The sequence below is a fragment of the Fulvivirga sp. genome, assembly GCF_040218215.1.
GTDB lineage: Bacteria > Bacteroidota > Bacteroidia > Cytophagales > Cyclobacteriaceae > Fulvivirga.
In genome coordinates this window covers 1-13,452 of sequence record NZ_JAVJQL010000010.1, presented here as the reverse complement: position 1 = coordinate 13,452, position 13,452 = coordinate 1, and the positions used below count along the sequence as shown (strand labels likewise).

The following is a 13,452-nucleotide window of genomic DNA, read 5'->3' as shown; positions in this document are numbered from 1 at the left end:
ACTGGCTAAAAATACATTTAGGATGTTTGAAGTATGTGGGACAAGTCAGGTTTCAGTCAATTGTATATTCTAAAATGGCAGTTTTAGCAAGGTTAGAATTATCAAATTGGCCTTCTTTATAATGTGCCCAAGGGCTATTGGCAATATAGAGAAACCTGTTGGCAAGTAATATTCCCTGAGTAGGTTCATCCAGTATATCCAACGCCTGATCTATTACCCTGGCATTAACCACATCAAGGCCCGATTGGTCCAATTGCAAAGCCCATGTTTTGTTTGGTGACACTCCATTTTGAATGCCAATCAATTGATTATTGTAAAAATAAATTCCATCAAATCCTTTATCAGACATAGTTTTCGGAAGTTTGACTTTCTCTACTTCCTTGGTTTTTAAGTCTATTCGGTAAAGTCCTGATATGTAGTCAGATAGGTATAGATATTCTTCCTGTTCAGACATGGCAAGCCCCTGAAGGTTCCATACTTTTTCACTAAGATCAAACCAGAGTTCAGGTTCGGTGTTTAGCGTTGTCTTGTATATTTTATTCTCTCCAGTATCAGAGATCAGCACGGTGCCATCAACAAGTATTTTAAGATCGCCAAACATATGGTTCCCTTTAAAAACATGCTTCTTTAAGATATTGCCATCTTTATCTAAGGCGAGTATAGATGAGCGGCCTTTAAGGGAATCGTTATAATCCATCATTTCAGGAAGCGAGCCAGTACAAGCCCACAAAATCTTGTTTTTCTCATCATATTCAATGCCCATTACAGAGAAAATATCAGCATCGGTTTTGAAACTGATTAATTCTGTAATACTTCCATCTTGAGAATATTTAACAACATTTCTCTTGTTTACACCCCCAAAATAAAAGTCTTCGGTTCGGCTATCATAGGCCATACCTTCAGGATGGATGTCCTGAGTTTCAATTTCTATGTACAACTTACTATTTTGAACAGGCTCTTCCAGACTTTTCCTGAGCTGGATTAAATCTGCCAGGTTGGGATTATTGGTAAGACTAATAAAATCGCTATCACCCTCAATACTTGTTTTTGAATTCATGAGTATGAGTTGCTTAAGCGTTTCTATGGCCTTTTCCTGATTGTTATTTAATGAATATGCCGCAGCTAAATTATAAACAAGCGTAGGGTGATTTGGCCTGAGACCATTGGCTTTTTCAAGTGCAGTCATAAAGGAAGGGTAGTCCTTAACCTTATAGGCTTCGGTGCTTTTGTTATAATAATACATGAGGCTGTCCTGCGCTAGAACTTGTCCTGATATACCAATGGCGATAATTAATAATAATGTCTTCATGCCTTAATGTTAAGGTATTAGGCAATTTGATAAATATTAATGCAAACTAAAAGTTCACATAAAAGGTGTAAAGGTGAAATAAATAGTCATGAGCTATTGAGCCTTATTTCTGGCCAACAGCGTTTTATTAATTCCTTACTGGTGTTATTTCATTTCGTTTTTGTGCCTCTTCATATAAGTGTAGGTCAATGAAAGTTCATTATATAATTAAAATAGCATATGCTTAATGGAAACACTATGTACAGTATTATGAAAATAGGATTGATTTCTGAGGATCAGCGTTATGCTAATGATCTCAGGCTCATTTTAAATGTTTGTAACGGTTATTCATATCAAGGCTCGGCAAATATGAACCAACCTGATTGGATGAATATTGTTTTTGAAAATAGTGATGCAATCATTGTCGATTTGGATACTGTTAACCATAAATCTTTATACAGATACCTACAGGCAGGGCATAACAATATCATAGGCGTTGGAGGAAACGCTGGGTTCTTAGATGATTATTTGGAGTTTGGGATAATATCTTATCACGAAAATAAATATGCCTATAAGGATGTTTTGGATATGCTTACTTTTCCCAGCTCAAATCAGGTTTTTAAACATCTTGTTAATAAAACTAACCATGTCACCTTTGCTATTGATTCAGACCTTACGCTGCGGGAACTTGAAGTTTTGAAAGAACTCGGGCGAAGTTTGTCCTATGACCAGATTGCCAATAAGTTGTTTATAAGTAAAGAGACAGTTAAAACACATCTCGAAAATATATACTCGAAGCTCGAAGTCAAGAGCAGATTCAATGCTGTTGAGAAAGCAAGAAACATTGGTATAATGTAGGTGCTCAGGTTTTTGATCATATTGGTTTAAGTTGTTTAGATTCAAACAATTTGAGCATTTGATTGACCGATGAAGCCACTTGAAAAAGTGGCTTTTTTCATTTTCTCATGACAGGAAAATTTAGTTCCATAGACCTTCTGCAAATTGGGGGATGTTTTGCCTTTTATTTTGACGATTATCCTAACACTTAAAAATTTATTCTATATAAATAATTGATAATCAGTTTATTATATAATTGAGCGTTATAGTAAAAATCCCCATTTTCGAGCCAAATGACTATGTGATGGTAAGAATAGTTTTGTTGAGTTGCGTAAAGTGCGCAGCATATTTATCAACCTAACAAAACAATATGAAGAAGTTTTTACAATTGAGTTTCATGTTGATGTTCGCATTCACTTTTAGTGAATCGTGGGCTCAAGAACGCACCGTTTCGGGTAAGGTCACATCCATAGAAGATGGGACATCGCTTCCGGGCGTTAATGTTGTGCTAAAAGGTACAACTACAGGTACAGTTACCGATGTTGATGGAAATTACCGATTATCTGTCCCATCCGATGGCGGTACATTGGTGTTTTCATTTATTGGACTTGCTACTGAAGAAATAGCCGTAGGCGCAAGATCTGTTATTGACATTCAAATGTCACCAGATGTTCAGCAACTTTCAGAGGTTGTAGTCACAGCTGTTGGTATTGAACAAAACAAAAGGGCACTGGGCTATTCTGTGCAGAATGTTGCAGCTGATGACATCGTAAATGCCCGTGAGACCAACCTTGTCAATGCACTTAATTCAAAAGTGGCAGGGGTAAGTGTAGTAAGTTCCTCCGGTTCACCTGGTGCCTCTTCTAACATCAGGATTAGGGGAAATACCTCTATTAACGGCTCAAATTCCCCACTTTTCGTTATTGATGGTGTGCCTATTGATAACTCCACCGGTGGCCAGGGCAATGGAACAGGCGGGGTTGACAACTCTAACAGGGCAATTGACATTAACTCAAATGACATCGAGTCATTGACGGTGCTTAAGGGAGCATCAGCAACAGTGCTTTATGGTATCAGGGCGGCCAATGGTGCCATTATCATTACTACCAAAAAAGGTAAGTCAGGCAAGGCGAAGGTGAACTTCAACACTTCATTGACTTTTGACCAGGTCAATAAGCTACCAGAATTCCAGAAAAAATATGCTCAGGGAAGACCTGTTGGTGGTGTCAATGTTTGGAGAGGACCAGAGACCCTGGAAGGAAATACTTATGGCCCTGCCATTGCCGATTTAGAGTTTGATGGGTCAGATTACCCATATGATGTTAATGGCAGATTGGTGCCCAAAGGCACAGGAAATGGTACTCCTGCAAGAGCCTATGACAATACAGAGAATTTTTTCATCACCGGGTTAACCTGGGATAAAAACATTTCCGTATCCGGTGGCAATGAAAAGTCTACATACTATTTGTCATTCGGTAATTTAACAACATCAGGTATCGTACCCAATTCAGAATGGGAGAGAACTACAACTAAAATTACCACAGATACCAAGATTACCGATAAGCTTACTGCTGGCATGTCTGCCACCTTCTCGAATACTGGAGGCAGCAGGTTACAAAGAGGTTCTAACATCTCTGGTGTAGCGCTTGGTTTGTATAGAAATACTACAACATTTGATGCTGGAAATGGAAAAACAGGGCAAGAAGCAGCCGATGATCCAACAACTTACCAGTTGCCAGATGGTTCTCAAAGAAGCTACAGAGCAGGTGTATATGATAGTCCTTACTGGACAGTTGCCAAAAACCAGTTTGATGATAATGTAAACAGGATTATTGGTAATGTAAATCTGGCTTATGACATCACTCCATGGTTGAAGGCTACTTATAGGGTAGGCTTAGACCATTACACAGATAGGACCAAGGGTTTTGCAGACTTTGGTGGGGCAGCGTTTCCTACAGGAACCATAGTCAATCTTGATAGAAATAGAACTGACATCAACTCTGATTTACTTTTTATTATTAATAAGGACATCAATGAAGATTTGAATGTAAGCGCTGTATTTGGGCACAACTACTACACGTTCGATTCATACCTGAGCGAGGATATAGGAACAGACTTTGGTTCTCCGGGTTTTAGTAATATCTCAAATGCTGCTACTGTTGTAACCTTCGAAGAGTGGGATAGAAAGCAAATTAATGGTGTGATGGGAGACATCAAATTAGAATATAAGAATTTTCTGTTCTTGAATGTTACCGGACGTAATGATTGGTCTTCTACACTTCCGGAAGATAACAATTCCTTCTTCTACCCAGCGGTAGCCTTAGGGTTTGATTTTACCGAGGCTTTTGGTTTAGCTAATGGACCAGTTTTATCTTATGGTAAATTAAGAGGTTCTTGGGGCCAGGTAGGAAATGATGCTCCTCTTTATGTAACGAGTAATTATTTTAATTCAGCCACTGCTACTGGTGATGGTTTTATTGCTGCGGTTGGTTTTCCTGCCTTCGGAACTAACGCTTTTGAAAGAAGTAATGTACTGGGTAATGATAAATTAAAAGCTGAGTTAACCACTACTTATGAATTTGGTGGAGATTTTAAATTCTTCAATGGAAGGTTTGGTTTCGATTACACTTACTACAATAGTGAGACAGTGGATCAGATCATTAATATCAATATTTCCAACACTACTGGTTTTGGTGGATCCATTGCCAATGCAGGAACTATTGAGAATAAAGGGCATGAACTTTTGATAACAGGTACCCCTGTAAAAGTGGGTGATTTCTCCTGGGATGTTGAGGTTAACTTTACACAATACGAGTCCCTTGTGAAAGAGCTGGCTCCCGGAACCGACAGGATTTTCTTAGCCGGTTTTACATCAGCTTCTTCCAATGTTATTGCTGGTAAGCCCTATGGTGCTATTTATGGTAATGCATTCCAAAGAGATGATGAAGGCAGGTTAGTGATTGGCCCTAACGGCTGGCCAAATGTAGACCCTGCTGGTGACAGGTACTTAGGTGACCCTAACCCAGATTGGATTGCAGGTATCAGAAATACCTTCTCATTCAAAGGGTTTAGTTTATCCGCTTTGCTTGATATCAGACAAGGTGGTGCCGTTTGGAATGGTACAGGAGGTATTATGCACACTTTTGGAACCTCAAAAAAATCTGGTGATGAGAGGGAAATAAGAGGTTATGTGTTTGATGGTGTCTTAGCAGATGGTGATGGAAACCCAACTGAGACAGTTAACAATATCCCTGTTGATTTTGCCAACCCTGCTGATGGAATAGCGGGGAACAAATGGAACAGGTATGGATTTGGAGGATTGGTAGAGGAGAATATGGAAGACGGCTCATGGATAAGGTTAAGACAGTTGACTTTGTCATATCAAATACCTTCATCTATCCTTGAGAAACTTAAGATTTCAAGGGCCTCTTTTTCTGTACAAGGTAGAAACCTTTGGTTAAAAACTGAATATACAGGCATAGATCCGGAAACGAACTTAACAGGAGCTGATAATGGTATTGGACTGGATTATTTCAATATGCCAAATACCAAGAGCTATGGAGCTACGCTAAACGTGACATTTTAATTAGTAGACGGTAAAAAATATTAATTATGAAAAATTTAAAATATATACTATTACTTACCTTGGGTTTTACAGTGTCACTCTCCAGTTGCGAGTATGGTGACGAGAACATTGACCCAACAAGACAGGCGGACGTTCAATTGAATTTGATATTGCCAGCGGCACTTACCCAAACTGCCTACAACCAGTCTGGAGCAGCTGCCCGGTTATCGGGCATTTTGATGCAACATTTTTCTGGATTTGATGCCCAGCAAAATGATTTAGAAAACTATGTAATCGATGAAAATGCCTTGAATAACTTCTGGAACTTCGGTTTGTATGGAGGTGTAATGAAAGATGCCGTAGTGATGATAGAAAAAGGAATCGAAGAAGAGCAGCCTTACTATGTGGGCATTGCTAAAATATTAATGGCCAATGCATTAGGTACGGGCACTTCAATATTTGGAGATATGCCTTATACTGAGGCCTTCTTGGGTACCGAGAACCTGAAACCTGGTTACGATTCACAAGAGTCTATTTATAATTCAATCCAGACACTTTTATCAGAAGCTATTACAGAGTTAAGTAAACCAGCTGTTGGCGGTGGGCCAGCGGCAGGTTCAGACTTGATTTTCGATGGTGACGCTGCAAAATGGATTGCAACAGCACATGCTCTTAAGGCCAGGTATTTTATGCACCTTCAAAAAGTGAATAACAGCAATGCTTCAAGTGCCTTGACTGAGATAGCCAGTGCATTTACCAGCTCAGCTAATCAGCCTGACTTTACTTGGGATGCAGCATCGGCTTTTTCTAACCCCTATGCGCTTTTTGGAAGGGGACGTCCAAATACTTTGGTAATCAATCAGGGCTTTGTTGGTAAACTTTCAGGTGATCCTCGTGAAGATTTGATTACTGATGGTGATGCATTTTATGGTGGGGCAACTATCGGAGATGGTGGATTTTTTTGGACAGTAAACACTGCACCAAGCCCATTAATTTCATACACTGAGTTGAAATTTATTGAAGCTGAAGCACTGGTAAGAACCGGTTCAGCCGCTGCTGCACAAACTGCTTTTGTAGCAGCAGTTCAGTCTAGCATGGATTATATGGGAGTAGCAGCGGCAGATGCTGCAACATACATTGGTAACCTGCCTGATATTAGTACTTTATCACCAACTGCCGCAGTTGAAGCCATTATGAACGAAAGCTACGTTGCATTATACGGTCAGGCAGAATTGGAAGTATGGGTTAATTACCGAAGAACTGGATTTCCAGCGCTTACACCCAATCCAAATGGTGTGAAAGGGAACAATCCAAGTGGCGTTATTCCTAGAAGAATAACTTACCCTCAAAATGAGCGAACAACTAACGCTGAAAGTTTAGCGGCAGCAGTGGCTAATCAGGGGCAAAATAACAATTTAGATGTACCACTTTGGGCGTTTAAATAAAATTATTCTACAATATAAAATCGAGATAAGATGAAAAGAATTATAAATATAAGTATGTGCTGCATATTCCTGATTATTACATCGGTTTCATGTGGCGATGAACCTTTTGACGTAGCTGATGGAGGAGATATTTATGCAAATATAAATCCCCCGGCCACTGTGAATTTTTTATATGGTCAGACTTCTGATATTACAATAAATTTTGATAAGTCAGAACAGAATGCCACATCCATAGCATCTGTAGAGGTGACTAAAGTTCTGAATATTGCAGACTTTGATGATGATCCTGAGACATCAGATGCGGTTAAATCCAGCCCCGTAACTTATACAGTTACAGGTGACAGCTTTTCACAGACATTAGCCGAGTTGTTTGCAGATGTGCCAGTTAATGGAAATGTTCTGACTGAAGATGATTTGGATCCAGGGGATTCATGGTCTTTTACTTACCTACTTAATGTAACAGGTGCAAGCCCAACATCCAGCAGTGTACTGAATACTCCGAGAACTTCCCAGATGATTTTCTCATGTCCACTTAGCGCTGATTTTACTGGTGAGTACAAGATTGTTGACATTACTGGCAGCTCAGCCGGTGGAGGGGCAACTTTGTTTGGTGAAGGGCCAATTGAGTTAGAGGAAGTAAGCACTTTTGTACGATCTTTTGAGGCTACGTACCTTCCATCATTTGGTATAGGCAATCAAGCACAAACATTTCAGTTTAGACTGGAATGCCAGCGAGTGTTGTTTGCTGATAACCAGAATTCAGGGTTGCAGTGTGTGTCGGGCATAAGCTTCGGCTCTGCTAATGTGCCTAGCTCATTTGATCCTGCTGATGACAGTGTGCTGGAAATTACCTTAACAGAGGATGTGACCGGAGATTGTGGTCCTCCTGCTCAAACTACTATTAGATTGGAGAAGATTTAGTTTAGGTGATTTTAAAATGAATGGAGGCTGACTTAGCTTAAGTCAGCCTCTTTTTTTTTAAGTGGTGATGATATTTCTCATTGGATTATATGATAGTAGATTAATATACTACTAGTACTCCAGGGCACCGACAGCCACGATAATTCGGTAAATATCAAAATATCTTAAATCTTTAAACTCAATTTACAGCCATAGATTTTACGAGGTAATGGGGAGATTTTTTTGATGGATGAAATTAGGCAAAGCAGTTTGCAGAATTATTCCCTTCAGTTTTTGAGGCGTCATCCATAAAAAATTAGTTTTAGCTATTAGCCGACATTCTAAACCTTTTTCGATTAATTACATTTATAGTGTTGTAACATTTAAACTTATCAAAATGAAAAAAATCTTATTATCATCATTAGTTGTGCTTACCTGCTTAATGGCAAATCCTGATGTCAGTGCTCAGGAATTTCCAAAATTGGACGGTAGCCCCATGGATATGGCTTATTACCCATCAAGAGTGGCTTTTAGAGCATTTGGAAAGACAGATGAAGAAAAAAATGCAAAACCAGTTATTCGTGTTACTTATTCAAGACCACAGGCCAAAGGCAGAAAGGTGTTTACTGAACTTGAAAAGCCAGGAAATATCTGGAGAGTTGGTGCTAATGAGTCAACAGAGGTCATGTTTTTTCAGGATGTGACCATTGACGGCAAAAAGGTAGCAGCAGGAAGATATACCATGTATGCACTGCTTGGTGAAGAAGATTGGACTATCCACTTCAGCACTGATACAGATGGATGGGGCCATTATGCCTATAAGCCGGAAGACAGCATGGTAGCAACCATAAAAGTACCGAAACAAAAAACTGAAAGTACTGTGGAGAACCTGAGTATAATGTTTGAAGAAGCAGAGCCAGGAGCCCATATGATTATCGCTTGGGATGACACCATGGTGCGCGTGCCAATAGGTTTGTAGTCAATAGATATCATTGATTAAAGAGGCTTGTTTTCAACATAGAAGACAGCCTCTTTTATTTTTAGGACATATTTTTTGATTATCAAAAGTGTTTATCACTTCTGTCTTTTGCCGGGGCGAAATTAAAATCATTATTATTTTATCTTATTTCAGAAGGTTTTTTCTTTTAGATTCATGTTGTAGAAATGAGGTTGGTTAGCTTCATAGAGGTTTACTTTGCAAAATTTGCTTATTGGCACTAAGAATATGAAAGATGGCATTATAAAAAAAATGATTCACTTCTTTAAAGAAGGTATTTGGGAGATTGACCTAAAAAGTATATCGGGTTATCATCGGTTTTTTTATAAAGTCATTAAAGTAATCATCCTGGCAGCCAAAGGCGTACAGGAAGATAAAATCGCATTGCGTGCTTCAGCACTTACTTATTTTTCTTTACTTTCATTTGTGCCTGTTTTAGCCATTGCCTTTGCATTGGCCAAAGGTTTCGGACTAGATAAAGTACTTGAAAAGCAACTTTCTGAGAATTTTCAGGGGCAAGAAGAGGTCTTAAATAAGAGCCTTTCTTTCGCCCACAATCTGCTGGATTCTACCAGTGGAGGGCTTGTGGCCGGTATTGGCGTAGTCTTTCTCTTTTATTCAGTAATGAAGCTGCTCAGTAATATTGAAGAGTCATTTAACGATATTTGGTATGTTCATAAGGCCCGTGACCTTACTCGTAAACTGACGGATTATATTACAGTAATGATTTTTGGCTTTATCCTAATCATAGTGGCCAATGGTATAACCACCTACTTGGCCACACAAATTACTGAGCTTACCGAAAGAATTGCCTTACTAGGAACATTTAAAGGCCTCATACTTCCCACTTTGCGAATTTTGCCATTTGCATTGATTTGGCTGCTTTTTACATTGCTTTACATTATTATGCCTAACACCAAGGTAAGCCTTAGGGCGGCAGTTATTGCAGGCGTAGTAGCGGGAACATTCTTTCAGTTTTTTGAAATACTTTTGTTTAAAGCGGGAATTGGCGTTTCACAATACAATGCTATATACGGTAGCTTTGCTGCTTTGCCACTCTTTCTGTTTTGGTTGCAGACAAGTTGGATGATCGTACTTTTTGGATCGGAGATAGCCTATTCCATTCAAAATATAGACAACTATGAGAGCAACATAAAAGCCGAAGGTTTTAGCTTACGCTTTAAGAAAAAAATTGCCCTGGCAGCTTGTATGGTCATCGTTGAAAATTTTAGGGCAGGTAAGGCTCCCTTAACTATTCAAGATGTGAATGAGAAAGTGAAGGTGCCTGTGCAACTCTTGTATGAGGTTTTGGACGTGCTGATAAAATGTAACGTGCTTTCATTGACCAGCCGTGATGATGCAGAAGCTTTTCAGCCGGCTGTAGATACAGATTTGATCTCGGTGCAGTACGTGTTGGCAAAATTTGAAGGGCATGGTAAGGCAGAAGCGGGTGAGGGTAAGAAGCCTCTATTGGAAGCTGACAATGTTCTCAACGAGCTTGACGACCTAATGGGTAAATCTAAAATCAATAAGTTGTTGAAAGGAATTTGAAAGAAGTCATAGTCGAATAAGATAGCATCCGGTAGTTGGCTATAACTAACTGTAGGTTCGAGATTGGAACAGGAAGCCTCCGAATTCCTCTTCTAAATAAATTCCTTCAATAGTTTCTCCAATACTTTTTTATCCTGTGCTTCATTGCGAACAAGTTTATTCTCATTATCACAATCAAAGTTTGAATTACCAATCTCTATTAGTTGAATATTATTAGCCCTTAGGCTTTTCTTTTTTCTTTCATCATATATTTTCCTTTGCTCAGGACGGCTCACACCACTAACAGTCCTCCGCTCTACTTTATCGAAAAAACTCACCGAACCTGAATTTTGCTTTTCTATAAACTCAATGGCAAGGTTTAAAGCCGCATAATAAGCATCTACTGGCAGGGCAGTTCTTGTCTTACCATTTTTGTGATAGTCACCCAGTAGAAATCCAAACTTATGCTGTCTTGACGCACGTTGTTGTAGCAATTCATCACACAGGTCTATCACATAGTTTTCATCACTTCCTGCCTTTATAATCTTTGCTTTTTGTTTTTTGGTAACACCAGTATCGTTAATAGCTTTGGAAACATAGCTACTGCCAGGTCTTACAAAATACCAATAGGTATCTTTATCCTTTCTTTCAGCATGAACAAACGGAATTTTAGCCAGCGCATTATCCGCGTCTAGTGACCGCAATACCTTCCTGATAGGAAGCCCCTTTTTGACATCGGCATTGAATATGCCTGCCTTGATAAAATAAGGCATTAATTCTTTAACCGCCACCCAATTCTCCTTGGTAATGTTATCAAAGTAATCAGCAATTACCTGATTGATTTTCTCTAATTCTATTTGCTCGTGCATGTTGCTCATAATTGATTGCAAAACTACCTAAACAGTATCATCTATCAGATAAGTTTAGGTAATGAATATTGCAAATCTAACTTCATTAAAGGCTAGTGCCCATACTTCATCATGCAGTGCATTCTGCATCAAATTCCAAATTAAGTCTGTCTGGGTTCAACTGTTTTCTCATAGATATAATAATCAGCTGAATTAAGTAAATAAATGACTAATTCTGTATGTAAACCGCACGCAAATAAAAAAGCACTTACAATTTTTACATCGTAAGTGCTTGATTATCAACGTGGGCCCACCTGGACTCGAACCAGGGACCACCTGATTATGAGTCACATTCAAACTGGATTTATATGAAATAAAAGTGCATTTAAGTGCATTTAAATAACCTTTTTAAGTTTGTTAATTTCATAATAAACCTATATTTGTTTGCAAATTGTTTGCAAGTAATTATGACATTAAAATATATATTAGATTCTAGGACGATTAAGCCCAATGGTGATAGACCCTTAAAGCTACGACTTATATATAATCGCACGAGTGCCCATGTTTCAACTGGATTTTATCTATCCCCAAATGAATGGGACAATAAAAAAGAGATGCTCAAACCTAGTTCGAAGCGGGTCGAAAATACTACTCGATTTAACAATGAGCTGATAAAGAAGAAGGCAGAATTTAATGAAGCTATTTTTGATCTGATTTCTAAAGGGTTTAAAGACTTATCGGCCTCTGAGTTAAAAGAGAAGGCCGACAAGAAATCTAATAATTTAAATTCCAGCTTTTTTCCATTCTTAAATGAGCAGATTCAAGATCTTAAATTGGCAAGGAGAATAGGCACAGCTGATTCATATAAAGGACTATATAACAAGATTAAGAACTTCACTAATGGCAACCTCAATCTTAAATTCCATGAGATAGATTATAAGTTTTTAAATGATTTGGAAAAAGTGCACTTGAATAAAGGTTCTAACCTTGGATCACTGGGTGTATATATGCGAACACTTCGAGCCGTTTATAATAAGGCAATCAAGAGCGGTATTGCTAAGCTTGATGATTACCCATTTAAACAATACACCATAAGAAAATCAGAAGCAAAACGTAACGCTTTGAGTCCGATAGAATTTAAAAAACTCATAAATAGTCCATTCGATAGCAAGGTCTTGCAGGATGCCAAAAACTATTACTTGCTGAGCTTCTTTTTTCAAGGGATGAATTGGATGGATATGTGCTTGCTTCAGGGCGATAATATAAGTTCAGATTTTGAAAGAATTACTTACATACGACACAAAACAGGTAAAAGGTTTAGTATCAAACTTTTTCCTCAGGCTAAGGATATTATTGAAAACTTACGTGGTAGTAAAATTAATGAAATAGAGAGGCGAGACTATGTTCTTCCTATTTTGAATCATGAACCTGATTTAATTGCAGTACAAAGAATGAAAAACAAGCGTAAAAAGGTAAATAAGGCATTAAAGAAGATTGCTGAAGAATTGAAAATAGATGACTTCACAATTTATACAGCAAGACACACATATGCCACATCTTTAAAGCGCAACGGTACACCAGCTGCGGCTATCCAAGAGGGGTTGGGCCATAAAACCGAGGAAATGACGCAGACTTATTTAAATAGCTTTGGTAATGAGGTGCTGGATGGATATAATGAGAAGCTGTTTAATTCATTGGACTAATCATCGCTATACAATCATTTTTTATTGTTAGAAACTTTAAAAGTTATATTATGTCTTATCTGCCCTATCCTTACTCCACTCTACGGATTTTTCGAATTAATAAAAAATTTAACCGACAACTGCTTAATAGGAAATTTCATGACATATTTCTACTAAATATTACATATGTATTAAAATAAACAATTTTTTTGAATATTCGTAAAGTCTCATAATCCTATGATATTTGCAATTACGAGCCTATCAAACAGGTTTTCACCGAAATGCCTTCTGTTAAGCTTATAGACAAACTCATTGAGGTACAATTGCAAATATTTCCCTTTGATCTTGTGGTAGTTGCCA

General features: G+C 38.3%; 9 protein-coding genes and 1 pseudogene. 7 read left to right on the top strand and 3 right to left on the bottom strand.

Features of this window, described 5'->3' with window-relative positions; genetic code table 11:
- Positions 1–52 precede the first annotated feature (52 nt).
- Positions 53–1,309 (bottom strand): TPR end-of-group domain-containing protein, encoded by a 1,257-nt coding sequence (locus RIB54_RS03340; protein ID WP_350099268.1) that lies wholly within the window; start codon positions 1,307–1,309, stop codon positions 53–55.
- 219 nt (positions 1,310–1,528) lie between these two features.
- Between RIB54_RS03340 and RIB54_RS03335 the strand changes: the two genes are divergently transcribed.
- The 6 genes from RIB54_RS03335 to RIB54_RS03310 all read left to right on the top strand — a co-directional run bounded on the left by RIB54_RS03335 (position 1,529) and on the right by RIB54_RS03310 (position 10,583).
- On the top strand, positions 1,529–2,146 hold the full coding sequence (locus RIB54_RS03335) for a response regulator transcription factor (protein WP_350099267.1): 618 nt from the start codon (positions 1,529–1,531) through the stop codon (positions 2,144–2,146).
- A 349-nt stretch (positions 2,147–2,495) separates the two neighbouring features.
- Entirely contained in the window at positions 2,496–5,711 is a 3,216-nt protein-coding gene (locus RIB54_RS03330) for a SusC/RagA family TonB-linked outer membrane protein (RefSeq protein WP_350099265.1), read from the top strand.
- Positions 5,712–5,737: 26 nt separating this feature from the next.
- Entirely contained in the window at positions 5,738–7,135 is a 1,398-nt protein-coding gene (locus RIB54_RS03325) for a SusD/RagB family nutrient-binding outer membrane lipoprotein (RefSeq protein WP_350099264.1), read from the top strand.
- 30 nt (positions 7,136–7,165) lie between these two features.
- Complete coding sequence (locus RIB54_RS03320; protein WP_350099263.1) at positions 7,166–8,056, top strand: hypothetical protein; 891 nt, start codon at positions 7,166–7,168, stop codon at positions 8,054–8,056.
- A gap of 376 nt (positions 8,057–8,432) precedes the next feature.
- Entirely contained in the window at positions 8,433–9,014 is a 582-nt protein-coding gene (locus RIB54_RS03315; RefSeq protein ID WP_350099262.1) for a DUF2911 domain-containing protein, read from the top strand.
- A gap of 246 nt (positions 9,015–9,260) precedes the next feature.
- Positions 9,261–10,583: a YihY/virulence factor BrkB family protein gene (locus tag RIB54_RS03310; RefSeq protein ID WP_350099261.1), complete on the top strand. Its 1,323-nt coding sequence runs from the start codon at positions 9,261–9,263 to the stop codon at positions 10,581–10,583.
- A gap of 92 nt (positions 10,584–10,675) precedes the next feature.
- Here RIB54_RS03310 and RIB54_RS03305 read toward each other — a convergent pair whose 3' ends face one another.
- Positions 10,676–11,431 carry a hypothetical protein gene (locus RIB54_RS03305; protein ID WP_350099260.1) on the bottom strand — a complete coding sequence of 252 codons (756 nt, stop codon included), beginning with the start codon at positions 11,429–11,431 and terminating at the stop codon, positions 10,676–10,678.
- A gap of 446 nt (positions 11,432–11,877) precedes the next feature.
- On the opposite strand from RIB54_RS03305, the gene RIB54_RS03300 reads away from it, so the two are divergent.
- Positions 11,878–13,113 carry a phage integrase SAM-like domain-containing protein gene (locus tag RIB54_RS03300; protein WP_350099259.1) on the top strand — a complete coding sequence of 412 codons (1,236 nt, stop codon included), beginning with the start codon at positions 11,878–11,880 and terminating at the stop codon, positions 13,111–13,113.
- 206 nt (positions 13,114–13,319) lie between these two features.
- Here the strand turns inward: RIB54_RS03300 and RIB54_RS03295 are convergent.
- A pseudogene (locus RIB54_RS03295) lies at positions 13,320–13,452 on the bottom strand (IS1595 family transposase); the annotation flags it as partial.